The sequence below is a fragment of the Mesorhizobium sp. CNPSo 4689 genome (assembly GCF_057784325.1).
Map to the genome: position 1 here is coordinate 193,271 of NZ_JBWLUZ010000004.1, position 25,334 is coordinate 218,604.

Genomic DNA, 25,334 nt, shown 5'->3' on the forward strand with positions numbered 1-25,334 from the left:
ATGGCCTCTGCCGCCCTCTTCGACCTTCTGCCGGATTTCGGGACGCGTGCCCAGCGCGGCAGCCAACCCCAGCCCGCGAGCGAAGCCGCGCGCAAGCCGGAAGCGCCCGCGCCGCAGGCCGATATCGGTACGCTGATCGCCGAAGCCGTCGCCGAGGCCGAAGCAGCATTGGAAGCGCGCCTTGCCGTCGACCACCAGGCCGCGCTCGACGCCGAGCGCCAAGCCAATGCCGAGGAAGCAAAGGCCTTTCTCGACAGCTTCGGCGGCGATCTCGGCGCCGCCGTCGCGGCACACATCGAGGCGATGGAGACACGCGTGACCGGGCTTGTCGGCGCCACGGTCGGCCGCATCGTCGGCGGCATCGTCACCGACGACCTGCAGAAGCGCTCGATCGAGGCTCTTGCCCGCACCATCGGCGAGGCCGTCGCCGATTCCGAGGCGGTGCGCATCTCCGTGCGCGGCCCGCTTTCGCTGTTCGAAACGTTGAAGACCTCTCTCGGCCCGCGCGCTGCGCAACTCGACTTTGTCGAGAGCCCAGGTTTCGACCTGACAATTGCCATCGATGAAACGGTCTTCGAGACGCGCATCGCCGAATGGTCGGCTTCCCTGTCCGAGATCCTGTCATGAGCGCTGTCGAGGCCGGCGAAGCCAGGCACGAGATCATCATCGTCAAGCGCAATCATGACGACCACGACGATGGCCATCATGGCGGCGTCTGGAAGATCGCGTTTGCCGATTTCATGACCGCCATGATGTGCTTCTTCCTCGTCATGTGGCTGATCAACGCCGCCAACGAGCAGACCAAGGCGGCCGTCGCCAGCTACTTCAACCCGGTCGAGTTGATCGACCGCAACTCCAGCCGCAAAGGGCTTGAAGATGTCGGCGATGGTCCGAGCAAGGTCGGGCTGACGGCCGACAACCCGCAGGACGGGGCCAGCAAGGCCGGCGAGGACGGCCAGGGCGCCGCCGGATCTTCGGACAAAAGGCAAGCCAAGGAATCCTCACAGGCATCGGACCACTCCGACGAACAGATGTTTGCCGACCCCTACGCGGTCCTGTCGGAGATCGCCGCCGACACCGGCGTGATGCAGAACGTCAGCGAGAAGGGCGATGGCGGGGTGCAGAATGCCGGCCCGGCGACCGGTGCCTCCGGCGGCGTATCCTACCGCGATCCGTTCGCGCCGGACTTCTGGTCGCAGCAGGTGGCCGCGCCCGGCGCCGAGGCAAGTGCCGAACGCACCAGGATCGAAGGCGATCCGGTGAAGGCCGGCGACAAGGTCGCCGAAAGTCAGGTGCCGAAGGTCAAGGCCGTGCCGCCGGCGCCGCCCGTGACGGCTGCACCGCTCGAGCCATTGGCAAAATCCGCGCCGGACAAGACGGAGCCGAAATCGGCGTCGGCGGCAAAGACCGAAGCGGCAAAACCCGAAACCATGGCGAAGGCCGAGCCGGCGCCGAAGACCGAGCCCGCGGCAAAGGTCGAAACCGTCAAGGCCGAGGAGACCGCAAGGACCGATGCCGGCGAAAAGGCGCCGAGCGCCGCCACCGTCAAGGCCGCGGCCGAGGTCAAGCAGCAACTGGCCGAGGCCTTCAAGCCGGGCGACAAGCTGCATGACGGTGTCTCGGTCGAGGCAACCGACAAGGGTGTCGTGATCTCGATCACCGACCAGCTCGATTTCGGCATGTTCGAGATCGGCTCGGCCATGCCGAGGCGCGAGCTGGTGCTGGCGATGGAGAAGATCGGCCGCATCGTCAACGGCCAGAAGGGCACGATCAGCATCAACGGCCATACCGACGCGCGGCCGTTCCGCAGCGACACCTACGACAATTGGCGGCTGTCCACGGCGCGTGCCCATTCCGCCTATTACATGCTGGTGCGCGGCGGCGTCGACGAACGTCGCATCACCGAGGTCGCGGGCTTTGCCGACCGTCAGCCGAAAGATCGCGCCGATCCGATGGCGGCCGCGAACCGCCGCATCGAGATCCTGATGACGAGCGGCGGATGAGAGGTGCGACCATCATCGGCCGCGCCATCGGCCTGCTGCTGCTGACCGCCGGGCCGCCCTCGACCGGCTTCGCCGAGGGGGCCTTGCAACCCTATCAGCTGGTGCGCTCACTGCAGCTCGTGCAGGACCGTATTGCCGCCGGCGACCATGCGGCGCTGCCGATGCAGGCCAAGCTTCTGGAAATGGTCGACACGCGCCTGCGCGCAGCGGATGCCGAGGATTTCAAGGAGCCGAAGAATTTCCGCGCCTTGCTCGTCTACGGCATGAGCGGCGGCAACCCGGTCACGGTCGAGGCGGTGACTTCACGCGCCGAAGCGGATCCGCAAAGCCACGCCATCGCCAAGGGTATCATCGACTATCTGAACGGCCGGCCCGCCAAGGCGATAGAGGCACTGAAGCCGATCGACCCGATGACGCTGCCGAGCGACCTCGGCGCTTTCGTGGCGCTGGTCAAGGGCTCGCTGCTCGCCACCGACGAGCCGGCCGAGGCACTCGCTCTGCTCGACGACGCCCGCCTGCTCAGCCCCGGCACGTTGGTTGAGGAAGCAGCACTTCGCCGCTCCGTCGGCATCACTGCGGCGCAGGGCGACGCGGCGCGCTTCGCGCTTGCTTCCACCCAGTATGTCGCGAGCTATCTCTATTCGCCCTATGCCAGCCAGTTCGCGGACTCCTTCGTTTCGGGCATGATCACGCTGCACATGGCGATCAGCCAGGACAAGCTCGCCGACATCACCGCGATGATGGATCCCGAACGCGAGAAGGTGATCTATCTGCGTATCGCTCGCCGCGCGGCGATCGACGGACTGACGGATCTCTCCGCCTTTGCCGCGGCCAGGGCCGAGCAGGGCCGCAACGGCAACAACAACGAGAACGATCCGCGCGCCCAGCTCTACTCCAGCCTGTCCACCGTGACGTCGGGCACAATCGACGACGTGCGCGCCAAGCTGGGCAAGATCGACCGCAGCAGGCTTTCGCAAAGCGACCGCGACCTGCTCGATGCCGCGCAAGCCATTGCCGGCGAAGTGGTCGCGCCGCCCGCCCCTCTTCCCGCCCAAGAACCCGGCCCTGCCGCCGCGCCGAAACCCGAGACCGAAATCGCCGCAACGGACAAATCCGACGAGGCCGGCCTTCCGCCGGTCGAAGGCGTGATGTCCGAGCAGCCGGCGCTGGAAGCATCCGCCCCTGCCGCAAAGCCGTCGGAAGCGCCGGCCGCGGCCGCCGCGTCGCCGGATAAATCGTCAGCGGCTTCTGCTTCCCCGGCGGCGGCGGCGCAGGGCTCCGCGCCTGCCGCTGCACCGGCTGTCGCGTCCGCGTCCACCGATGCCCCGGTGCCGCAACCGGCATCGGCATCGGCTGGCGGCCTCGATCCGCACGATCCCACCGACGCGGCGATGATCAACACGCGCCATCAACTCGACCTGATCGATCAGATGCTTGGAGCCGCTCCGAAATGACCACCAGCCTCGGCCAGGCCCTTCCGGGACTTGTTTCCACGCGCGCGCCATCCAAGGCGGCGGCGACGAACGGCAGCAGCGAGACGTCAAGCTTCGACGACATGGTGCGCGGCACCGAAAAGCCGGCCGGACCGGAAAGCCAGCCGAACGACGCAGGGCCGCACGGCGCACGATGGGCCAAGGGTGCGTCGGTGAACCTTGGCAAGGTGCAGCCCGACCACGAGCCGTCAGCCAGGGCCGCTTCGCCGAAACAGCCCGCCGGCAGGATCGCGAAGGCGGATGCCGACACCGATACGGGCAAGGCCAGTGACAACGCGGAACCGGCCGCGCAAAGCGCGAATGTGGCATCGCTTCAGGACCGCCTGCCGTTGCTGATGGCCTTGCATGACATCCGGCAATTCTCGGCCGCGGCCAAGGCGGAAGTAAGCGCGGCCACGGCCAACCGGGAGACAGCCGAGCCGACGCTTGAAAGCCAGCCACTGCCCGCGCAGCAACAGCTTTCCTCCTTGAAGAAATCCCGCTCAAGCTCCGGCTCCGATGCGCGCGATGTCGGCTCCATCGCAAAGGCCGAACGCATCGCCAACGGCGTGAGCCTTCCAGGACAGCTCCGGCAGCCGGACGTCGTTGGCTCCGTCCTCAAGGGGCCGCCGCGTCCAGATGACGACACTACGATCCCGTCGAAGGACAAGGTCGCGACAGACGTGCCGGCATCGCCGGCAAAACGGCCCGCGCCTGGGTCGAAGAGCCTTGAAGCCATCAGATCGGCGATGCCCTCCGAACAGGGAAAACAGGCTACGTCCGCCGCACGCATCGACGTCGTCGCCGAGCAGAGCTTCCCGGCGCCAGCGCAAAGCCCGATGAGCCAGACGACATCGGTCCTGTTTGACGCCATCACGTCCGACAGCGGCCTGCGTCAGGCTTTTTCGACGGCCTCCGCGAGCCCGCAGATGGCCAGCTCTGTTGCCGTTCCGACACATATTCTGAAGATCGAGCTTCACCCGGCCGAGCTTGGCATGGTCACCGCCAGCCTACGGCTTGCCGGCGAGCAGCTTTCGATCGAATTGAAGCCCGAAACCCATGAGGCATACCGCCGTCTGGCGGCCGACAGCGAGGCCATCGTCAAGTCGTTGCGCGGGCTCGGTTTCGACGTCGACAAGGTCGCGATCCTGCAACCTTCGATAGCAGCCCCCACCACCGCCCGCGCCGATGCAAGCAGTTCCCTGCCGATGTCGACGGGGCGTGAACAGTCCGCCTTTCAGTCCGGCGACCCGAGCGGCGGCAATGCCGGTTCCGGTGGTCAGCAGCCGGGAAGGAACTACCGCAATGACGCACAGGAAATCGGCCGTGCTGTTTCGCCTGCTCGCGAGCGCACTGGCGACGGCATGTTTATCTAGCGTCACCGCCGGCGCCGCGAACGCGGCCGGCAATCCTTGCGAGCCGGAGATCCTGCGCGCCGCCGACCGTTACGGCGTGCCCGCCGGCATCCTCTATGCCGTCGGACTGACCGAGACCGGCAACAAGGGCAGCCTCCAGCCTAACGCTTTGAACATAGAAGGAAAAGCTGTCTTCCCCAGGAGCCGGGCCGAGGCCCTGGCAACGTTCGAGACTGCCCGCCGCGAAGGCAAGACGCTGATCGATCTCGGCTGCATGCAGGTCAACCACCACTATCACGCCTCGCATTTCCGCAGCGTCGCCGACATGCTCGACCCGCGCCAGAACGTCGACTACGCGGCGCGGTTCCTGGCCAGTCTCCATGCCCGTCACCTGACTTGGTCGATGGCGGTGGCCCGATACCATGCCGGGCCCGACAACGATCCGGCGCAGAAGCTCTATGTCTGCCGCGTCATCGCCAACATGGTCGCCACCGGCTTCGGGAAATGGACGCCCAACGCTCGCGATTTCTGCAATCCATGATTGTAGATCGCGCGACAGCCTCGCCGACTTTCTCAGCCCTGCTGGAGGCAGCCGCGCCCCCGCAAGACGCAGCTGCCGATACACCGCCGATGCACCCATGCGACCGCGCTTATTTACGCGTCCCAAAAAAACTCCCAAGAAAATAGCTACAAGAAATGACGGTTGTTCAGGATTCCCGCCACCGGATACGCCTTTTTCCACGGGGCAAATGAGCTGATTCGGAGGGCGGGCCGATGATCGTGATCGTTGACGAGCGAGAGCTCGTAACTGAAGGCTATAACTCACTTTTCGATCGCGAAGGCGTCGCCTGTGCAGGCTTCGCTCCGGGCGAATTCGGGGAATGGGTGAACTCGGCGGCCGACACCGATTTGCGCTCGGTCAGGGCCTTCCTCATCGGCGACTGCCGGGAAGGCGCGATTTCTCCACGCCAGATCCGCGACCGCACCGGTGCTCCGGTCATTGCGCTGAGCGAGCAGCACTCGCTCGAAAACACGCTTCGGTTGTTCGAGAGCGGCGTCGACGATGTCATCCGCAAGCCGGTTCACATCCGCGAGATCCTGGCCCGCATCACCGCCATCCGCCGCCGCGCGCAGGAAGACGCGCCCTATACCGAGGTCGGCTCGATGCGCATCTTCATGGACGGCCGCGATCCCGAGATCGACGGCCAGCCGCTGCCCTTGCCGCGCCGCGAGCGCCGTATCCTCGAATATCTGGCCAGCAATCGCGGACGGCGCGTAACCAAGACCCAGGTCTTCAACGCCATTTACGGCATCTTCGACGAGGAGGTCGAGGAGAACGTGGTGGAAAGCCATATCAGCAAGCTGCGCAAGAAGCTGCGCGAAAAGCTCGGCCACGACCCGATCGATTCCAAGCGCTTCCTCGGCTATCGGCTGGTGTTTTGATGCCCGCGCCCGCTCGGCCCGCGCCAGCCTCGCGCAAGACACAGGGCATAGGCTCGCGACCACTGTCATGGACCCCACTCTCGGGGCATTGAGGAGACGTTTCGATGAGCCTGTACGGAATGATGCGGACCGGCGTTTCCGGCATGAACGCGCAGGCAAATCGCCTGTCGACCGTCGCCGACAACATCGCCAATTCCGACACCACCGGCTACAAGCGGTCCTCGACGGAGTTTTCGACGCTGGTTATGCCGAGCACCGGCGGCGCCTATAATTCGGGCGGCGTCACCACGACGGTCCGCTCCTCGATCAGCGCCCAGGGCGTGCTCCAGTACACCACTTCGGTGTCGGACCTGGCGGTCAATGGCGACGGCTTCTTTGTCGTCCAGGATCCGAGCGGAACGCCTTACCTCACCCGCGCAGGTGCCTTCGTTCCGAACGCCGAGGGCAAGCTGGTCAACGCTGCCGGCTACCAGCTGATGGCCTACAGCTACGACAATGGCGTGCCGGCCGCCACCGCCAACGGCTTCGAGGGCCTTGTGCCGGTGCAGATTTCCGACCAGGAAATGACGGCGACCCCCAGCACCGAGGGCACCTTTACCGGCAATCTGCCGGCGGGCGCAACGACGGTTGCTGCCGGCAGCCTGCCCTCGACCAACAGTGCGACCGCCGAATACACGTCGAAGTCCTCGCTGGTCGCCTATGACAATCTCGGCAACAAGGTGCTGCTCGACGTCTATTTCACCAACACCGGAACCGGCACCTGGGAAGTCTCGGTCTTCGACCAGTCCCAGGCCACCGCCGGCACGTCCTTCCCCTATACGGGTGGCGCACTGGGTTCGGCCAACCTGACCTTCGACACCACCACCGGCAAGCTCACGGGCGCCGTCGACAGCATCTCGCTCACCGTGCCGAACGGCGCGGCCCTGAGCATCGATCTGTCCAAGCTGACCCAGCTCGGCACCGGCTACACGGTTTCAGAAGCTGAGGTCAACGGCAACGCCCCGAGCACCATCGAGAGTGTCCAGATCGGCGAGGACGGCGTCATCTACGCGCAGTATGAGGACGGCTCCACCAAGCCGCTCTACAAGATCCCGCTGGCTGACGTGACCAGTCCCGATCGCCTCACCGCATTGCCGGGCAATGTCTATTCGCAGAGTTCAGACTCCGGCGCCGTGCGCATCGGCTTCGCCAGTGAAGGCAAGCTCGGCTCGATCGTCTCAGGCGCACTCGAGAATTCCAACGTCGATATCGCCGAGGAACTCACCAACATGATCGCGGCGCAGCGCAGCTATACCGCCAATTCGAAAGTCTTCCAGACGGGTTCCGACCTGATGGACGTCCTTGTCAACCTGAAGAGATAAACGACGGGCGTCCGCCCGTGAAAGAGCCGCATGTCGCTGTCTTCCGCATTGAGCATCGCCCAGTCGTCGCTTCTGGCCACGTCGAAACAGACCAGCATCGTTTCCCGCAACGTCGCCGATGCCTCCAATTCGGACTACGCCCGCCGCACCGCGGTCATCACCAGCACGGCGCCCGGCGCCCGTTCCGTGGAGGTCCAGCGAGCGGCCAACGACCTGCTGTTTCGCCAGAACCTCAGCGCGCTCTCGGCATGGAGTGGCCAGAGCGCGCTCTACAGCGGCATGGACCAGCTGGATCTCGCTGTAAACGGCGTCGACAACGCCTACTCGCCTTCGACCGCGATCGCCAATCTGCAGAATGCGCTGCAGCTCTACGCGACGACGCCGTCCAACCAGAATCTCGGCGCCAGCGTCATCGACGCGGCCAAGGATGTCGTGCGCTCGCTGAACGACGGCACCACGGCGATCCAGGATTTCCGCACCCGGACCGACAGCCAGATCGCCACCGCCGTCGATGACCTCAACTCGCTGCTCAGCCAGTTCCAGGATGCCAACAAGGCCGTCATCTCCGGAACGCGTTCGGGCACCGACGTGTCCGACGCGCTCGACCAGCGCGACGCGCTGCTGAAGAAGATTGCCGAATATGTCCCCGTCTCGACCTTTACGCGCGGCGACAACGACATGGTCATCACCACCACCGACGGCACGACGCTGTTCGAGACCGTGCCGCGCTCGGTGAGCTTCACGCCGTCGGCCGGCTACACCGCCGGCACCCCTGGCAACACCATCTATATCGACAACGTCCCGGTCTCCGCCGGCACCGGCGACAACACCAGCGCTGTCGGCAAGCTCGCCGGCCTGATAACCTTGCGCGACAGCGTCGCCGCAACCATGCAGAGCCAGCTCGACGAGACCGCGCGCGGTCTCATCTCCGCCTTCGCCGAAACCGCGCCGTCGCAATCCGATGCGGCCGGCCTGTTCACCTGGTCCGGCGCGCCCGCCGTGCCGGCGGCCGGCACGCTGGTCAATGGCCTTGCCGGTTCGATCAGCGTCAACATGGCGATGGATCCGAGCGCCGGCGGCGACCCGGCGCTGCTGCGCGACGGCGGCGCCAACGGCGCGGCCTATATCCTCAACACCAGCGGCTCATCCTATTCCGACCTATTGATCGCCTATGGCGACAGGCTCGACCAGCCGATGGCCTTCGATGCCGCCGCCGGCATCACGACGACATCCAGCGTCTCCGACTATGCCGCCAACGCCATCGGCTGGTTCGAAGGCGTGCGCCAGCAGGCCTCGACGACCGCCGACGCCAAGGAAGCGCTGGCCACGCGCACGGCCGAGGCGCTGTCCAACGACACCGGCGTCAATGTCGACCAGGAAATGTCGTTGCTGCTCGATCTCGAACACACCTATCAGGCCTCGGCGCGCATGATGAAGACTGTCGACGACATGCTGTCAGCCCTGCTCGATGCCGTGGGATAATCCATGAAAGCCACATCCGTCTCCTCAGCTGCATTGTCCAATGCCATGCGCTATCAGCAAATGCGCATGCAGGCCGAACTGGTCAAGGCGACCAAGGAGTCGTCGACGGGTCAGGTCGCCGATGTCGGTCTGGCGCTTGGCGGACGCACGACTCAGGCCGTGACCTTCTCGCGCGATCTCGACCGGCTGAACGGCATCATCGATTCCAATGCGCTGGTCGCCGCCCGGCTCACATCGACCCAGGATTCGCTTGGCCAGCTCTCCGATGTTGCGCAGAGTTTCCTCTCGGCCCTGACCAGCGCCGTATCCGGCGATTCCTCGACCAGCATCACGCAGGCCGCCGGCGCCTCGGCGCTGCAGCAGATGACGGGAATCCTCAACACCGGCGTGAATGGCGAATATCTGTTCGCCGGCACCAACACTGACGTCAAGCCGATCGATGATTTCGCGGCCACCGGCTCCCCCGCCAAGGCTGCCTTCGACGCTTCCTTCGTCGCCTATTTCGGTTTCGCGCAGGGCGATCCGGCCGCAGCCAGCATCACTGCTGCCCAGATGGATGATTTCATCACCACCAGCGTCGAGCCGCAGTTCCTCGGCTCGGGCTGGCAAGGCACCTGGTCGAACGCTACCGATGAGCAGATCACCAGCCGCATCGCGCTCAACGAAACCACCGAAACCTCGGTCAGCGCCAACGAAGAAGGCATCCGCAAGCTCGCCATGGCATCGGCCATGGTCACCAGCCTGCTTTCCAGCAGCACCATCAGCCAGGCAGCGAGGACTGCGGTCACCAGCCGCGCCCAAACGCTGGTCGGCGAGGCCATCGGCGGACTTGTCCAGGTGCGGTCCGAGGCCGGCCTCGCCCAGAAGCGCGTGTCCGACGCCACCGATCGCATGAAAACCCAGGTCGACCTGTTCGAGAAGCATATCATCGACCTCGTAGGCGTCGATCCCGCCGAGGCCGCGACCCGCGTCGCCGACCTGACGCAGCATATCGAGACGTCCTTCGCGCTGACGGCGCGCCTGCAGCAACTCAGCCTGTTGAATTACCTGACCTGAAACCACCCACCGGAACGGCAGAGCTCCCAAGATGTACCAATTCTCCTACGCCGACATCCAGACCGACTCCGTCGCCGACGCGAAGGACCGGGAGCGGCAGCTGCTCACCCGCTCGATCGACATGCTCGCGGCGGCGGCGGCCGTCGGCCATGGTTCGATGGAAGCAGCCGAGGCGCTGCACTTCACCAACCGGGTATGGACCACCTTCGTCGAGGATCTCGGCTCCAGCGACAATGCCTTGCCCAAGGAATTGCGCGCCAACCTGATCTCCATCGGCCTGTGGCTGCTGCGCGAGGCCGAGGACATCCGTCAGGGCCGCACGAACAATTTCGAAGGCCTGATCGAAGTGTCCCAGATCATCCGGGACGGCATTCAATGACCAACACGCTGAAGATATCGCTGAAGCCGAACGAGAAGATCTACATCAACGGCGCCGTCATCCGCGTCGACCGCAAGGTCGCCATCGAGCTGATGAACGACGTGCAGTTCCTGCTCGAAAGCCATGTCATCCAGGCCGACGAGGCGTCGACACCGCTCAAGCAGCTCTATTTCATCCTGCAGGTCATGCTGATGAACCCGCAGGCGGCCTCCGAGGCGCGCGACATGTTCCGCCGCTCGCTGCCCATGCTGCTGGCGAGTTTCGAGGACGAACGGATCTGCAGCGCGCTAAAGCAGATCGACCGCATGGTCGGCGAGGACCATATCTATGAGGCGCTGAAGGCGATCCGTGCGCTTTATCCGCTCGAACGCCGCGCGCTTGGCGGCAATGACGATGTTGCGGGTGCGCCGCGCCCGCTGGCCGTGGGAGCCCGATACTAATGACCGTTGACATGACGACCACCATACCGACCGGCGCCAATTCGACCACCACGTCGACCTCCAAGACAGCGGTCGACTACCAGTCGTTCCTGAAGCTGCTGATCGCCGAAATGAAGAACCAGGATCCGACCAAGCCGATGGATTCGACGCAGTATGTCGCCCAGCTCGCCACCTTCTCGCAGGTCGAGCAATCGGTGCAGACCAACACCAAGCTCGACCAGATCATGCAATCCTCGGCCTTGTCGCAGGCCGATGCCCTGATCGGCCGCTCGATAACGTCCGCCGACGGCAACACATCAGGCACCGTGGCGTCGGTGCGCCTCGCCAGCAGCGGCCTTATCGCTGTGCTGGAGAACGGCACGGAAGTTCCCGTGACCTCGGGCGTCTCGGTCAAGGCCGCGAGCTAGTCGCGAACTATAGCCGAGGCCGGTGCCATGAACGAGGCAGACGCCCTCGATATCGTACAATACGCGGTGTGGACGGTGCTGACCGCATCCGCTCCCGTCGTGCTGGTGGCAATGGCGGTCGGTATCGGCATCGCCCTGATCCAGGCCTTGACGCAGATCCAGGAAATCACCCTCACCTTCGTCCCCAAGATCGTCGCCATCATGCTGGTGGTGGCGCTGACCGGTCCGTTTATCGGCGGCCAGATATCGGCCTTCACCAACGTTATCTTCGAGCGCATCGAAAGCGGCTTCTAGGCCCGCGCGGAAATTCCAGCGCCTTCGCCAGGTACCATTCAGCATGCCCGAAATCTTCGGCCGGCTGCAGCGGGCACCCTCACCGACGCGCTGTACACCGCCGCGAACGCCGCGGGACCAGGCTCTAAATTGGTCCAGAGCGCCAAGACCTTTGGATTAGTTGCGTCCCGACGTATTTTTGCCGTGCTATCCTGTTGTTGGACCATGGTCTTTTTCGAAGTGGTGTTCGCCTCCCGCGCTGCCGTGTTCCACCTCCATAGGTGGCATGACGGTGAGGGGTACGGACGTAATCAGGCGGGACAGCATTGATGATCGATGACGAGCCGGGCGGCGACCGCGTCTCGGCGTTGGCGCCCTTCCGGCACGGCATTTTCCGGGCTGTATGGTCGGCCAGCCTGGTGTCGAATTTCGGCGGCCTGATCCAGGGCGTCGGCGCCGCCTGGATGATGACCTCGATCGCCACCTCGTCCTACCAGGTCGCGCTCGTCCAGGCCTCGACCACCTTGCCGATCATGCTGTTTGCGCTGGTTGCCGGCGCCATCGCCGACAGCTTCGACCGTCGCAAGGTCATGCTGGTCGCACAGACCTTCATGCTGGTCGTCTCGGTGCTCCTGACCGTCTTCACTTACCTCGGCCTGATCACGCCGTGGACGCTGCTTGCCTTCACCTTCCTGATCGACAGCGGTACGGCGTTGAACAATCCGTCATGGCAGGCCTCGGTCGGCGACATGGTGCCGCGCGCCAAGCTGCCGGCAGCCGTCGCGCTGAACTCACTGGGCTTCAATCTGACGCGCAGCGTCGGCCCGGCGATCGGCGGCATCATCGTCGCCGCCGCGGGTGCTGCCGCTGCCTTCGCCGCCAACGCAATAAGCTATGTCGGCCTGATCATCGTGCTGTTTCGCTGGAAGCCGGATCTGCCGGTGTCGACGCTGCCGCGCGAGACGCTGGGAGCGGCGATGGGCGCCGGCCTGCGCTATGTCGCCATGTCGCCCAACATCGGCAAGGTCCTGGTCAGGGGTTTTGCCTTCGGTTTCAGCGCCGGCGCGGTGCTCGCCTTGCTGCCGCTGGTGGCGCGCGATGTCGTCAAGGGCGACGCCTTGACCTACGGCATCATGCTCGGCGCCTTCGGCATCGGCGCGGTCGGCGGGGCGCTGATCAGCGTGCGGCTGCGGCAGTTGCTGTCGAGCGAGACGATGGTGCGCATGGCTTTTGCCGGCTTCGCCGTCTGCGCTTTCAACGCCGCCATCAGCGACCACGCCTGGCAGACTGCGCTCGGACTGCTCGTCGGCGGCGCCTGCTGGGTGATCGCGCTGTCGCATTTCAACGTCACGGTGCAGATGTCGACACCGCGCTGGGTGGTCGGCCGGGTGCTCTCGGTCTACCAGACGGCGACCTTCGGCGGCATCGCACTTGGCAGTTGGATCTGGGGCGTCGTCGCCGACGCGCATGGCGCCGAGACCGCGCTCATCGTGGCAAGCATCGCCATGCTGGCAGGCGGCACCATCGGCCTGCTGCTGCCTTTGCCCCAGCAGGCGGTGCTCAATCTCGACCCGCTCAACCGCTTCAAGGAGCCGCCTCTCGGGCTCGACCTCAAGCCGCGCAGCGGCCCGATCGCCATCATGATCGAATACATCATCCGTGACGAGGACGTGCCGGAGTTCCTCGCCACCATGGCCGAGCGCGGCCGCATCCGCCGCCGCGACGGCGCCCGCAACTGGACATTGGCGCGCGACCTCGAAAATCCGGCGATCTGGATCGAGCACTACCACACGCCGACCTGGCTCGAATACATCCGCCACAACAGGCGCGCCACCCATGCCGACGCCGTCATCGGCGAGCGCATACGGGCGCTGCACAGCGGCAGCGAGTCGCCCCGCGTCCGCCGCATGATCGAGCGGCCGACGACCGCCGGCACCGCGCTCGTCATGCCGAAGGGGCCGATCGAACACTGATCGGGGCCGGTATGATCTCTGGCTAGCCCTCGCCGGACAGATCCCGCCGCGCCTTGTCGAGTTCTTCGGCATAGCGCCGCATCAGATGGCTTTCGGTCAAAAGCCCAAGCACGACGCAGTCGGCGAAATCCTCGACCACGGCCAGTTCCTCGGCGCCGGCGCGCTGGAAGGTTTCGGCCGCCGACTGGACGTTCATGGTCGGCACCAGAACCGCATCCTTGAACTGGGCAAGCGTCCGCACCGGCGTCTCGCCGTTGGACAGTTCGCTGTGCAGTTCGGCCACGATCAGCACGCCGACATAGTGCCGGCCCTCGTCCACCGCGATGACGCGTTGCGCTGAGCCGAGCGGGATTTCCTTACGGAAAGCGCCAAGCGTCGTCGAAGCGTCGATGGTGCGGACATCCTTGCGCATCATCGAGCCGACGGTGAGGCTGCGCATCCAGCCGACGTCGTGCGCGCTGCGGATCGTCTCGCCGCGCAGATGGAAACGCCACGTCGAGAACGAGTAGCCGAAAGTTTCGCGCACCAGGATCGCCGACATGATCGAGGCCACCAGCACGACGCCGGTCAGCGTCAGGTCGCGCGTCGATTCCAGCGCCAGGAACGTCATGGTCAGCGGCCCACCGACGACGCCGACGGCAAGCGAGGTCATGCCCACGACGGCGGCAACCGCCGGATCGATGCCGGTTGCCGGCGATACGAATGCCATCACCCCGGCGAAGATCTTGCCGAGCAGCGCACCGAGGAACAGCGAGGCGAAGAACAGGCCGCCGCGAAAGCCCGAGCCCAGCGAGATCGCTGAAGCCGCCAGCTTCAGCACGAAGACGCTTGCGACGACGGCGATGCCGTAATTCATCGCGAACTCGCGATGCAGGGCGCCATGGCCGCTGGACAGGACCTGCGGCGTGACCAGCCCCAGCAGTCCGACGAGAATGCCGCCGATGAAGGGTCGCAGCGAGGCGTCGATGGAAAGCCTGGCAAAGCCGCGCTCGATCAGGCTGACCAGATGCATGATGGCGATGGAAGCGGCGCCGCCCAGAAGCCCGAGCAGCAGGAACGGCAAATACTGGCTGGCGGTGAGTGCCGGCAGGCCGGCGAGCTCCAGCGGAAAGGGCACGCCACCAAACACCTCGGCGGTCAGCGAAGCGCAGATCGCGGCGGTCATCACCGGCGCGACATTGGCGACCGAATAGATGCCGATGACCAGCTCGAACCCGTAGAAGGCCCCCGTCAGCGGCGCATCGAAGGCGGCGGCGATAGCACCTGCCGCGCCGCAGCCGACCAGGATACGCACGTCATTGCGACGCAGCCTCAAGGCGCGCGCCAACCGCGACGCCAAGCCGGAGCCGACTTGCGTGTAGCCGGCCTCCAGTCCGACCGAAGCCCCGAAGCCGCTCGAGATGATCGTCTGCCCGGCGATGATGAAAGTGTCGGTGAGCGACATGCGTCCACCGTAAAGCGCGTTGGCCTCGATCGGATCGACCGGGGTGCGGAACTTTCGCTTCCGCAGCCAGACCACCGACAGACCGAGCAGGATGCCGCCGATCGCCGGGATCGCCGCCTGAACCGGGTCGGATAAGGAAAACATCGCCGACAGCCGGCCGCCCGGCTGGACCCCGAACAGCAGCCCATGCATGCCCTGCACCATCTGGCTCATCGCCGTGACCAGCACGCCCGCCATCACGCCCACGACACCGGCCAGGACGACGATCACGATGCCGCGCGCCTCGAGCAGCGGGATCGATCTGATCAGCACCGCGCGGAGCCGGCGGGCATAGACTTGAGGTTCGTTTCTGGAAAGCACCGGAACGGCTCGCCGTTGAGCAAGAGGTGGAAGCTGCCGCCTGATACGCCCGGCGGCATTGCGTGACAACCGCAATGCCGACTGCTTGTGGCGCCATTTTGGCACCGCGCTGCAGCTTCCCACCCCTGCGAAGCTCAGCAGCGCCGAGCCGGCATCGCCGAAACTGTCTTCGATCGATCAGGTCGGCTTGGCATTGCCCGCTTCGTAGAGCATCAGATTGCGATCACCGATGCCGAGCGTCGCCCAGCTTGCACGCCAGTCCGCGATGTGCGCCGAGCTGAAATGCGCGTCGAGCGCGGCGCGGTCACTCCAGACTTCGGAGACGTGGATAAGCCCTGCGTCGAGGACATCTTGCGCATAGGAATATTCGATGCAGCCGGGCTCGGCGCGGCTGGCGGAGATCATCCGCTGCATGGCCGGTCTTGCCTCAGCGAGCTTGTCCGGCGGCAAACGGACCGTGCCGATGATCAGGAGCATGCGATTCCCTTCTTCTCTCAGGGCGCATTCTCCCACCCTCGCGCAAGCTTGGCCAGCTAGGCTTACAAGGCTGTCGCGCGCGGCAGGCTTATGATTTGAGGACGATTATGGCGATCAGCGAAAGCATTGCAGCCGGCACCGTTGCCAAGAACGGCCGCGACGTCTTCTTCGCGATCGGGATCGTCATCATCCTGGCCGTGCTGTTCCTGCCGATCCCGGCCTTCCTCATCGATATCGGCCTTGCCTTCTCGATCGCGCTGTCGGTGCTGATCCTGATGGTTGCGCTCTGGATCCAGCGCCCGCTCGATTTCTCGTCCTTCCCGACCGTGCTCTTGATCGCAACCATGCTGAGGCTGTCGCTCAACATCGCCACCACGCGCATGATCCTGGCGCATGGCAATGAAGGCACCCACGCCGCCGGCTATGTCATTGCCGGTTTCTCCCGGCTGGTGATGGCCAGCGACTTCGTCATCGGCCTCATCGTCTTCCTGATCCTGATTGTGGTGAACTTCATCGTCATCACCAAGGGCGCCACCCGTATCGCCGAGGTCGGCGCGCGCTTCACCCTCGACGCCATTCCCGGCAAGCAGATGTCGATCGATGCCGACCTTTCCGCCGGCATGATCGACGAAAAGACGGCGCAGCTGCGCCGCCGCGAACTGGAGGAGGAATCCTCCTTCTTCGGCTCGATGGACGGCGCCTCGAAATTCGTCCGCGGCGATGCCATCGCCGGCCTCATCATCACCGCCATCAATATCGTCGGCGGTATCGCCATCGGCTACATCCGCCACGACATGGGCATGGGCCAGGCCGCCGACGTGTTCATCAAGCTGTCTGTCGGCGACGGCCTCGTCACCCAGATCCCGGCACTCATCGTCTCGCTCGCCGCCGGCCTTCTGGTCTCCAAGGGCGGCACGCGTGGCTCGACCAACCAGGCGGTGTTCGGTCAGCTCGGCGCCCATCCGCGCGCGCTCTACGTCGCGGCGTCGCTGCTCGTCATTCTGGGTCTGATGCCCGGCCTGCCGCTGTTCCCGTTCTTTGCTCTTGCCGGCGGTATGGCCGGTCTCGGCTACATCATCCCGCTGCGCCACAACCGGGCACTCGCCGCCGCCGAGGCGGTGAAGAACCAGGAAAAGGCCAACAAGGCCGAGGAAGAGAAGAACTCGGTCAAGGCCTCGCTCGCCACCGCCGAGATCGAGCTCTTGATCGGCAAGCAGCTTTCGACAAGGCTGCTGGTATCGCATCAGGAACTGGTCTTCCGCATGGGCAAGATGCGCAAGAAGTTCGCCACGCAATACGGCTTCGTCGTGCCGGAAGTGCGCGTCGCCGATGATTTCGCCATTCCGCCGAAGAGCTACCAGATCAAGGTCCACGGCACGGTGGTCGCCGAATACCAGATGCGCGTCGGCGAGATCATGGTGCTGCTCGGCACCCGCGACGTGCCGGAACTTCCCGGCGAGGAGATCCGCGAGCCGGCTTTCGGCATGCGCGCCTTCTCCGTACTCGAAACCTTCGCCGAGGATTTGAAGCGCGAGAACTACACCTTCGCCGACAACATGTCGGTGCTGCTCACCCACCTGTCCGAGGTCATCCGCAACAACCTGCCGCAGCTTCTGTCGTATAAGGACATGAAGGCGCTGCTCGAACGCCAGGACCCCGAATACCGCAAGCTCGCCGACGAGATCTGCACCACGCATATTTCCTATCCGGGTCTGCAGGCGGTGCTGAAGCTCTTGCTGGCCGAACGCGTCTCGATCCGCAATCTGCACCTGATCATCGAGGCGATCGCCGAGATCGCCCCGCATGTGCGCCGCACCGAGCAGATCGTCGAGCATGTCCGCATCCGCATGGCGCAGCAGATCTGCGGCGACCTCTCCGAAGGCGGCGTGCTCAAGGTGCTGCGGCTCGGCAACCGCTGGGACCTCGCTTTCCACCAGAGCCTCAAGCGCGACGCCAAGGGCGAGGTGCGCGAATTCGACATCGACCCGCGCCAGCTCGAGGAATTCGGCCAGGACGCGACCAAGGCAATCCGCAAGCATCTCGAGGCCGGCGAGCGCTTCGTCCTCGTCACCGCGCCGGATGCGCGTCCCTATGTGCGCATGATCATCGAGCGCCTGTTCACCACGCTGCCGGTGCTCAGCCACGTCGAAATCGCCAAGGGCGTCGAGATCAAGGTGCTCGGGACCATATCGTGAGCGCGCTCTCGCAAGGCGTTGTGATCGCCGCCTTCCTCGCCTTCTGCCGCATCGGCGCCTGCTTCATGCTGATGCCCGGCCTGTCCAGCGCCCGCGTGCCGATCCAGGTCCGGCTGTTCGTGGCGGTGGCCGCCACCGGCGGGCTGCTCGCCTTCCTCTGGGACCGCATCTATCCGTTCGTCGATCCGCGTCCGCAGATCCTGGCGCCGATGATCGTCTCGGAATTGCTGGTCGGCGGACTGATCGGCGCCATGACGAGGCTCTACATGGAGGCGCTGCGCTTCATGGGCTCGGCCATCGCCATGCTGATCGGCTATGGCGGCACCGGCGGGCCGGCGATCGAGGAGGCGGAGCCGCAGGCGGCCCTTGCCGCCATCATCTCGTTTTCGGCGCTGCTTTTGCTGTTCGTCTTCGATTTCGACCATGAGATCGTGCGGGCGCTGGTCGCCTCCTACACCGTCGCGCCGGTCAATGTCTTCTTCAACCCGCAGGCGGCCCTGGTCGATCTCACCGACACCGTTTCGGACGCCTTCTTCCTGGTCATCCGCCTCGGCAGCCCCTTCGTCGCCTATGCCATCCTCGTCAATCTGACGATCGGCTTCGTCAACAAGCTGACGCCGCAGATCCCGGTCTATTTCATCTCGCTGCCCTTCGTCATCGCCGGCGGGCTGATCATCTTCTATTTCGCCATCGGCACCATGCTGTCGCTGTTCGTCGACGGTTTTGTCGACCTGACGCTCGCGCGGTAGGCAGATGACCACGCGCAAGGACCGCCTCAGGAAGCTGGTCAAGGTGCAGGAGCAGCTGAAGGCGCTGCACGAAACCCGTCACGCGACATTCCTGACAACCGCCGCGGCCGCCGAAGCCGAAGCCAGGGAACTGGTCGAACGTTTCGACGCCGACCGGTCGCTCGCCGGCCTGTTTCCCGACCTCTACCATCGCCGCATCGCCAATGCGCTGGTTCGCCAGGAGGCGAACCAGGAAAGCGCCAGGCAGGAGGCCGCGCTGATCGCCACGGCGACCGCGCGCACCAACATGGTCGAGCGTGCCTACAAGGACGTGCGCCGCCGCGACGAGCGCGAACGCTCCGACCGCGAGCGTCTCGACCTGATCGCCCAGAAGCGGGGACACGAGTAGCTGCGGAATTCTGCGTGGGGCTGAACTTCGAGCTGAGAAGCCTCAGCCGCCCGTCGCGGTCGTCTGGATAGGCTTGGCGCCGCCGATCCGCTCCCAGCGTTTGCCATTCCCCTGCGCCTGTCGGGCGAAGTAGCTGTAGGGAGTGCTGGACCAGTCACGGACGGAGTTCGTGAGATTGTCGAGCACCAGGTCGCCCTCGCTGGTGCGCACGGTCAGCACCGTGTGCCCATCGCCGCCATAGCTTGCCACAGTCAACAGGAGCGCCGAGGCCGGCCAGCCGCGCCTCATCAGTTCAAGCTTCTTCAGGATCGCAATATCCTCGCAATCGCCAGAGACGGTCGGCAAGCGCCAGTCGTCGTCCTTGCCGACAGCGACACGATCGCTGAGCTCCGTGATGCGTGAATTGACCGATCGGTTCACCTGCTTCAATTCCGAGCTGAGCTTGGGCTGCAGGGCGACGACCTTCTTTCCGCCGGCCGTGCTGCACAGGCTGGGTTGTCGGCTACAGAACGAATAGAAGGCGGGCGGCGCGAACGCCTTGCCCTTGGTTTCCATGGTCGTCCCTGCCTGCGCAGCAAACGGGCAGGCAAACGACAGCAAAAATGCGATCAGCGCGACATCGCGTTTCACAATCAACGTCTCCGGTGCATGGATTTGAGGATGAGCGGGGCGGGTTAATGAGCGGTTTCTAAACTGCTCAATTTGGTCCCAAACGAGGCAGTCTCGTTAACAGATTAATACTTTCTAAAATAAGACTTGAGGTTATCGGCAGACAGCCAGCGTACTTCCAGAAAGAGGCCGCAAGGGGCACGGGGAAATCGGACCTGCCCAATCTGCTCTGAAATTGACCTTCTTATGCTGTATTTGTCTCTGCGAGGAACCGCTGGACCTCGTCCATGAATACCGGCCAGGCGGGTTCGTGGCCTAAGATGATGTGGCTTCGGCTCTCCAGCACGACGAAGCGGGCATTCGGAATGCCGATGGCAAGTTCCCGGCCTTGATCGAGCGATATGCGTTGATCGTGTCGGGCGTGCAGCACCAGGGTTGGCACGTGCAGCTGCGCCAACTGGTAGCGCACGTCGATATCGCCGAATGCATCTTGGAACCGGACGGCATTGTCCGGCGAGGTGGTCTGCCGTTGGAATTCGTCGAACCAGGCAAGTTCGTCGGGTGTGCCGTCCGGCATGAAAGTCTGCGAGAAGATGTGGCGATATGCGGGATTGTTGGTGCCCCAACCGAGCTTGGTCAAGGTCATCACCGCCTGGCGCCGCTCCTGCTCTTCTGCCGTGCAGCCGATGCGCCAGCCTGCCGCGTAGCCGCCAATCAGTACAAGCGCGGACACCCGCTCGGGATGTCGCAGGGCATAGGCGATCGACACCGCGCAGCCTTGCGACATGCCGAGCAGCGGGAAACGCTCCAGCCGCAGCGCGTCGACAACGGTTTCGAGGTCGCGCACGAACGCCTCGAAGCTGATGTCGTCCACTTCCCAGTCGGAAAGACCGTTGCCGCGTTCATCGTAGCGGACAAACGTGCGTCCCTCGGCCAGCGCCTGAAAAGTCTTGCTCCAAATCGGACTCTGCCAGTCGAGTTCAAGGTGATTGAGCCAGTTGGCGGCCTTGACCAGTGGCGGTCCCGTGCCCACGGTCGCGTAGGCGATACGCACTCCATCTGCCGACTGACAAAAACCGATCGACTGGCGCTTCAGGAGGCTGGGCACCATTGTTGCCGTCTCGGCCGCGGAGGGTGGGGGCCCCACTTCCGACAGATCGTCTACCGGCGCTAACCCGGTGTCCTTGGCCATGCGCCGGTAGTTGCTCACCACCCCGGCGGCTTCGTCGCCGCGACCGAGCCGCTTGAGCGTTCGAACCAGGATGCCGGCGGCCTGTTCCGAAGTCGGGTCCGCGCTTTGCCACTGGCGCAGCCATTTGACTGCGTCGCGGTCGCTGGTTTCGGGGTGAAGCGTGATGCGCTCCAGCACACCGAGACGGAGTTGCAGCGCCTCCTCGCGCTCGGCCGCGAGCCAGGCCTGGTAGGCGTCAAGCTGCGGCAGATCGAGCCCGTCGAGCAAAGGCAGCGCCAGAAGCTTCCCCAATTCGTGCAGTTCATCGAGTGTGGCGGGCGGTGAGGAAGCCTGCAGTCGCTGGACGATTTCAAGATAGTCCACCGTCGCCGAATCCCGGATCAAGGAAACGCGTTCACGATCGGCGCTCAACCGCTCGGAGCCGGGCACGTCAACCAGGGCACGGATCTTGCTCAGTGCCCATCTCAGCGATCCGCGCGGATCGTCAGGCAGCTCCCAAAAAATCTCGCACAATCGCTCGCGCCGGTGCGGGCGACCGGTCAGCACCAGATAGGCCAGCAGCGCGCGCGTCTTCTTGGACGGCGGCAGGTCGAGCTGGCGTCCGTCCGACACAATGCGCAATTCACCCAGAAGGCAGATCTGAATGTGCGATGACATTACGCCCCGGCTGCGTTCCCCCGCTCCCCGGTCGCTTTCAACGCAAAATACCACATTTGCGGCGTTTCTTACCACGCTCGCTACCACGCTCGCTTAAACGCAGCTCCCTGATCCTGCGACCACGTTGATCGCGTTAGATCGTCGGCGGGATTTTGTTCCCGTGCCGTTGCGGGGCGGCAGATATCAAAGCAACTCAGACCCGGTACCGGCCCAGACATGTTGGGCGAGGTGGAGCATGAGACTCCAACCGGTCGTACGGATTCGAACGATTCTCGACAGCCCCCAGCAGGAAACCGGTTTTTGAGGAGACGGGGCAGTGAACACCAGCTTTGTCGAACGCCGGCCAAACGGCCGGACCGAAACCCTTGATACCAGACAGTATACGCTCGGCTATTCCGAAGGCGAATTCAAACGGCTGCAGCTGCAGGGCGACTTCGTGCGTGACCTGACAGAGGATGTGCTGCGCCGAGACGGACTGAAGCAAGGCATGCACGTGCTCGACCTGGGCTGCGGCGTTGGCGACGTTTCTCTGCTTGCCGGGCAACTGGTTGGCCCGAGCGGGTCGGTGCTGGGCATCGACCGGTCGCAGGATGCGGTCGAAACGGCAGAGCGTCGTGCCGTCGCAGCGGGACAATGCTACTGGGTGCGCTTTGCCTCGGCCGATTTTGCCAGCTTCGTTCCGGAGAGAAAGTTCGACGCCATCATCGGGCGGCTTATCCTGATGTATCTGCCCGAACCAGCCGAGACGCTGCGCCGTCTGGCAGGGTTCTTGCGCCCGGGCGGCATCGTCGCCTTCCAGGAGATGTCGATGCCTACGCACGAAGCGTCCCCACAACACCGCTCTTCACACAGGTGCTCGGCTGGATCGTTCGGGCCTTCGCGCGAACCGGTTTTGAGACCGACATGGGCGGAAAGCTGTTTTCGACCTATCTCGCTGCCGGCTTGCCCGTCCCGCAGATGATCTCCGGCGCCCGCGTCGAAGGCGGCGGGGAATCGCTTGGCTATGAATACATCGCGCAGACCGTCAGAAGCCTCATTCCAGCGATGGAGCGGACAGGCATCACCACGGCCGCGGAGATCGGCATCGACGACCTTGCCGACCGGCTGCGCGAGGAAGCTGTCGCACATGGAGCCTGCATCATGTTTCCGCCCATGATCGGCGCCTGGACCTGCTCGCAACAGTGAGGATCCGAGGCATTCACTTTACGACGCAACGGTAATCGGGAACCGCCATTCCCCACAGGCCGCATTGACGTAGCCGAATGGTTCGGCCGCGACCTTGGAAGAAGGACCAGAGTTCTCGATGATTCCGGCTGCCGTAAGCAGCCTCACGAACAGCGCACGACCAAACCCAAGACGATCGTACGCTGAACAACCTGCCGCCGCGCGTCCAGAAGGATGACGGCTGGGAGGTTTTGCTAAGTGCCTGAAAAGACGGCCATATCAACGCAGTGCAAGGCAAAGCGCGGGCCGCCAATTGTTAAACTCTTAACGATGGAGAATTGAAATGAAGAAGATCATTCTTGCCGCTGTTGCGCTCCTGTCTGCCTCCGGCATGGCTTTCGCCGGCAGCGACCACTATGGCTCGCACTTCATCCCGGGCCCCGACAGCTATCCGGTCACCGGCCACTCTTCGATGGCGTCCGACAACGGCTACTCGATCGACCCGAACAGCACGAAGAGCATCGGCACGAACGATGGCGAAAAGGCGCAGGGTGGAAATTCGGCTTTCGATAAGCCCGCGCCGGGTTATGGCCAGGGAATCTGGGGCCGTTGATGGCGAGATCGACCATCACGGTCGACATCCGACGTCCAAGCGGCGGGCTCACCCGCCGCTTGGAATCACCTCGCGACCGAGGAGCAAACTTAATGTCTGATTTCCCCAGTTCAGTTCTGGTCGCCTGCGCCGGCGGCGCCCAGGGATCAGCCATCGTGCAAGCCTGCCGCGCGGCGGGCGCGACCGTGCGCCTTCTCTTGCGCAAAGGCTCGCCCGACCCGTTTGGTGACGGCGTCAACATCGTGCGCGGCGACCTTGCCGATGCCGACCGTGTCGGCCTCGCCTGCCTTGGAGTCGATGCGGTGGCGCTGACGCTGCCGCTCGATGCCGGCCCCAAGGAAATTCTCCGCTACGGTCGCAACATGATCGACGCGGCGCTGGCGGCAGACGTCAAGCTTCTGGTGTTTAACGCCAGCGGTCATGTTTCCAGGCATTCCGGCACGGCGCTGATGGAGGCCAAGGTCGAACTCATCGACCGTTTGAAGGCTTCCGGTCTGCCGTCGATCGTCCTCAAGCCGACGCTCTACATGAGCAATATCGCCGCGCCCTGGAGCGCGCCTGCGATCGTTCACCGTGGCGTGTTCGCCTATCCGCTGCCGTCGGACTTTCGAACCTCCTGGATCTCATCGGAAGACATGGCGGCCTATGTGGTCGAGGCAATGCGCCGGCCGGAGCTTGCCGGCGCGAGTTTAGACATTGGTGGCCCCGAGGCACTCACCGGACAGCAGATTGGCGATGTTCTGTCCGACATTGTCGGCCGCCAGGTCCAGTACTATCCGGTACCGCTGGCGGACTTTGCCACGGGCCTCACCGCGATGCTGGGCAAGGAAGCGGCCGAACAGGTCGCCGCCAATTACGCCTGGGTGCACCGGCAGCGCTCGATACTGTTCGCCGTCGATCTCGCCGACACGATCGGCATGCTGGCGATCAAACCAACCTCGTTCGCCGACTGGGCAAAGGCTCAGGACTGGCCGGCGCTGGCCGGCACCGAGAGGGCGGCATGACCATGGCAGCGATCCTGATCCAGGACCGGGCCGGTTCATCCGCGCTCGAAAATGTGCCTCACGAAGCCGCCGAAGTCATCGACTTCTGGTGGCTGGTGGGACCCACCGCGTGGTTCGCCAAGGACACGGAGTTCGACCGCGTCTTTCGCGACCGCTTCCTGCCGCTGCACGAGGCGGCGGCACGCGGCGACTGCGACGGCTCGGCGGCAACACCATACGGCGCCCTGGCGCTGCTGGTGCTGCTCGACCAGTTCCCACGCAATGCCTTTCGCGGCACGCCGCGCATGTATGCGACCGACGAGAAGGCTCGCCGCATCGCGGCCGACGCCATCGATGCGGGTTTCGAGCACGAGGTGCACCCGACCTGGCAGCTGTTCTTGAGGCTGCCCTTCGCCCATTCCGAGAGCCTTGCCGACCAAGACCGCTCGGTGGCGCTGGCCAGCGAGACCGGCGGACCAAACCTGGAGCGCGCCGAACACCACCGCGACATCATCAGGCGGTTCGGACGCTTCCCGCATCGCAACCGATTCTCGGCCGCGCCATGCGGCCGGAGGAGCAATGCTTTCTCGATGAAGGCGGTTTCGCCGGCTGACAAAGGCATCGGCTCTCCTCGCAAGCCTGCCGCAAGCTTGTTGGGGCATTGTCTTGACACGAAAACGGGCAAAAGGCGGACCTTCTTGGCCATTTCTCCACCCAGCGACATCGTTCTGGATGTTGCCCGCGCAGTCGAACCGGCGGACATCGAAGCCGCCCGCGCCGCGCTGACAAAGCGGGCCGGCGGTGTTTCTGGGACCTTTTCGGTCGATACCGCCGCTTCGGCTGATGCCGGCTCGATCCT

The 25,334-nt window shown here is 64.5% G+C and carries 25 protein-coding genes and 1 pseudogene; 22 read left to right on the forward strand and 4 right to left on the reverse strand.

What is annotated here, in order from left to right; translation table 11 throughout:
* From AC04SI_RS08550 to AC04SI_RS08615, 14 genes are all read left to right on the forward strand, one after another.
* Positions 1-627 carry a hypothetical protein gene (locus tag AC04SI_RS08550; protein WP_404276202.1) on the forward strand — a complete coding sequence of 209 codons (627 nt, stop codon included), beginning with the start codon at positions 1-3 and terminating at the stop codon, positions 625-627.
* Positions 624-2,003 carry a MotB family protein gene (locus AC04SI_RS08555; RefSeq protein ID WP_404276203.1) on the forward strand — a complete coding sequence of 460 codons (1,380 nt, stop codon included), beginning with the start codon at positions 624-626 and terminating at the stop codon, positions 2,001-2,003. Before AC04SI_RS08550 ends, AC04SI_RS08555 begins: the two co-directional genes overlap by 4 nt.
* Positions 2,000-3,457, forward strand: coding sequence for a chemotaxis protein MotC (locus AC04SI_RS08560; protein ID WP_404276204.1), 1,458 nt, complete (start codon positions 2,000-2,002; stop codon positions 3,455-3,457). Before AC04SI_RS08555 ends, AC04SI_RS08560 begins: the two co-directional genes overlap by 4 nt.
* A 101-nt stretch (positions 3,458-3,558) precedes the next feature.
* Complete coding sequence (gene fliK, locus AC04SI_RS08565; protein WP_404276205.1) at positions 3,559-4,851, forward strand: flagellar hook-length control protein FliK; 1,293 nt, start codon at positions 3,559-3,561, stop codon at positions 4,849-4,851.
* A complete protein-coding gene (locus tag AC04SI_RS08570; RefSeq protein ID WP_404276206.1) occupies positions 4,781-5,371 on the forward strand; it encodes a transglycosylase SLT domain-containing protein in 591 nt (196 codons plus the stop codon). Before fliK ends, AC04SI_RS08570 begins: the two co-directional genes overlap by 71 nt.
* 233 nt (positions 5,372-5,604) lie before the next feature.
* On the forward strand, positions 5,605-6,273 hold the full coding sequence (locus tag AC04SI_RS08575; RefSeq protein WP_006204074.1) for a response regulator transcription factor: 669 nt from the start codon (positions 5,605-5,607) through the stop codon (positions 6,271-6,273).
* 104 nt (positions 6,274-6,377) lie between these two features.
* Positions 6,378-7,634, forward strand: a complete 1,257-nt coding sequence (locus tag AC04SI_RS08580) for a flagellar hook protein FlgE (protein WP_192177879.1) — start codon at positions 6,378-6,380, stop codon at positions 7,632-7,634.
* 30 nt (positions 7,635-7,664) lie between these two features.
* The gene (gene flgK / locus AC04SI_RS08585; RefSeq protein WP_404276208.1) at positions 7,665-9,116 is read left to right on the forward strand and encodes a flagellar hook-associated protein FlgK; all 1,452 of its coding nucleotides are present in this window, start codon (positions 7,665-7,667) and stop codon (positions 9,114-9,116) included.
* Between the two features lie 3 nt (positions 9,117-9,119).
* On the forward strand, positions 9,120-10,172 hold the full coding sequence (locus tag AC04SI_RS08590) for a flagellar hook-associated family protein (protein WP_404276210.1): 1,053 nt from the start codon (positions 9,120-9,122) through the stop codon (positions 10,170-10,172).
* Between the two features lie 31 nt (positions 10,173-10,203).
* Entirely contained in the window at positions 10,204-10,551 is a 348-nt protein-coding gene (gene flaF / locus AC04SI_RS08595; RefSeq protein WP_006204070.1) for a flagellar biosynthesis regulator FlaF, read from the forward strand.
* Positions 10,548-10,991 carry a flagellar biosynthesis repressor FlbT gene (gene flbT / locus AC04SI_RS08600; RefSeq protein ID WP_006204069.1) on the forward strand — a complete coding sequence of 148 codons (444 nt, stop codon included), beginning with the start codon at positions 10,548-10,550 and terminating at the stop codon, positions 10,989-10,991. Before flaF ends, flbT begins: the two co-directional genes overlap by 4 nt.
* The gene (gene flgD, locus AC04SI_RS08605; protein WP_120014896.1) at positions 10,991-11,398 is read left to right on the forward strand and encodes a flagellar hook assembly protein FlgD; all 408 of its coding nucleotides are present in this window, start codon (positions 10,991-10,993) and stop codon (positions 11,396-11,398) included. Before flbT ends, flgD begins: the two co-directional genes overlap by 1 nt.
* 27 nt (positions 11,399-11,425) lie before the next feature.
* Positions 11,426-11,692, forward strand: coding sequence for a flagellar biosynthesis protein FliQ (fliQ, locus tag AC04SI_RS08610; RefSeq protein ID WP_006204067.1), 267 nt, complete (start codon positions 11,426-11,428; stop codon positions 11,690-11,692).
* Positions 11,693-12,000: 308 nt separating this feature from the next.
* On the forward strand, positions 12,001-13,644 hold the full coding sequence (locus AC04SI_RS08615) for an MFS transporter (RefSeq protein WP_404276212.1): 1,644 nt from the start codon (positions 12,001-12,003) through the stop codon (positions 13,642-13,644).
* A gap of 22 nt (positions 13,645-13,666) precedes the next feature.
* Here the strand turns inward: AC04SI_RS08615 and AC04SI_RS08620 are convergent, their stop codons facing one another.
* On the reverse strand, positions 13,667-15,448 hold the full coding sequence (locus tag AC04SI_RS08620) for a chloride channel protein (protein WP_488474113.1): 1,782 nt from the start codon (positions 15,446-15,448) through the stop codon (positions 13,667-13,669).
* Positions 15,449-15,625: 177 nt separating this feature from the next.
* The gene (locus tag AC04SI_RS08625) at positions 15,626-15,925 is read right to left on the reverse strand and encodes a putative quinol monooxygenase (RefSeq protein ID WP_404276215.1); all 300 of its coding nucleotides are present in this window, start codon (positions 15,923-15,925) and stop codon (positions 15,626-15,628) included.
* Positions 15,926-16,032: 107 nt separating this feature from the next.
* Here AC04SI_RS08625 and flhA point away from each other — a divergent pair, with 107 nt between their 5' ends.
* The 3 genes from flhA to AC04SI_RS08640 are packed head-to-tail and all read left to right on the forward strand — an operon-like array spanning position 16,033 to position 19,257.
* Positions 16,033-18,120, forward strand: coding sequence for a flagellar biosynthesis protein FlhA (gene flhA, locus AC04SI_RS08630; RefSeq protein WP_404276217.1), 2,088 nt, complete (start codon positions 16,033-16,035; stop codon positions 18,118-18,120).
* Positions 18,117-18,869: a flagellar biosynthetic protein FliR gene (gene fliR / locus AC04SI_RS08635; protein WP_006199412.1), complete on the forward strand. Its 753-nt coding sequence runs from the start codon at positions 18,117-18,119 to the stop codon at positions 18,867-18,869. Before flhA ends, fliR begins: the two co-directional genes overlap by 4 nt.
* A 4-nt stretch (positions 18,870-18,873) precedes the next feature.
* Positions 18,874-19,257 carry a hypothetical protein gene (locus tag AC04SI_RS08640; protein WP_404276221.1) on the forward strand — a complete coding sequence of 128 codons (384 nt, stop codon included), beginning with the start codon at positions 18,874-18,876 and terminating at the stop codon, positions 19,255-19,257.
* 42 nt (positions 19,258-19,299) lie between these two features.
* On the opposite strand, the gene AC04SI_RS08645 is transcribed toward AC04SI_RS08640, so the two are convergent.
* Together AC04SI_RS08645 and AC04SI_RS08650 are read right to left on the reverse strand one after the other, a co-directional pair.
* The gene (locus tag AC04SI_RS08645; protein ID WP_404276223.1) at positions 19,300-19,893 is read right to left on the reverse strand and encodes a transglutaminase-like cysteine peptidase; all 594 of its coding nucleotides are present in this window, start codon (positions 19,891-19,893) and stop codon (positions 19,300-19,302) included.
* Positions 19,894-20,110: 217 nt separating this feature from the next.
* On the reverse strand, positions 20,111-21,715 hold the full coding sequence (locus AC04SI_RS08650) for a bifunctional AfsR/SARP family transcriptional regulator/alpha/beta hydrolase (protein ID WP_404276224.1): 1,605 nt from the start codon (positions 21,713-21,715) through the stop codon (positions 20,111-20,113).
* Between the two features lie 316 nt (positions 21,716-22,031).
* Here AC04SI_RS08650 and AC04SI_RS08655 point away from each other — a divergent pair, with 316 nt between their 5' ends.
* From AC04SI_RS08655 to AC04SI_RS08675, 5 genes and pseudogenes are all read left to right on the forward strand, one after another.
* Positions 22,032-22,676, forward strand: a complete 645-nt coding sequence (locus tag AC04SI_RS08655) for a class I SAM-dependent methyltransferase (protein WP_488474114.1) — start codon at positions 22,032-22,034, stop codon at positions 22,674-22,676.
* Positions 22,619-22,900, forward strand: coding sequence for a hypothetical protein (locus AC04SI_RS08660; RefSeq protein WP_404276225.1), 282 nt, complete (start codon positions 22,619-22,621; stop codon positions 22,898-22,900). Before AC04SI_RS08655 ends, AC04SI_RS08660 begins: the two co-directional genes overlap by 58 nt.
* 322 nt (positions 22,901-23,222) lie before the next feature.
* The gene (locus AC04SI_RS08665; RefSeq protein WP_404276226.1) at positions 23,223-23,492 is read left to right on the forward strand and encodes a hypothetical protein; all 270 of its coding nucleotides are present in this window, start codon (positions 23,223-23,225) and stop codon (positions 23,490-23,492) included.
* Between the two features lie 92 nt (positions 23,493-23,584).
* Positions 23,585-24,496: an SDR family oxidoreductase gene (locus AC04SI_RS08670; protein ID WP_404276227.1), complete on the forward strand. Its 912-nt coding sequence runs from the start codon at positions 23,585-23,587 to the stop codon at positions 24,494-24,496.
* 2 nt (positions 24,497-24,498) lie between these two features.
* Positions 24,499-25,088 (forward strand): annotated as a pseudogene (locus AC04SI_RS08675) (DUF924 family protein).
* The last annotated feature ends 246 nt before the right edge of the window (positions 25,089-25,334 follow it).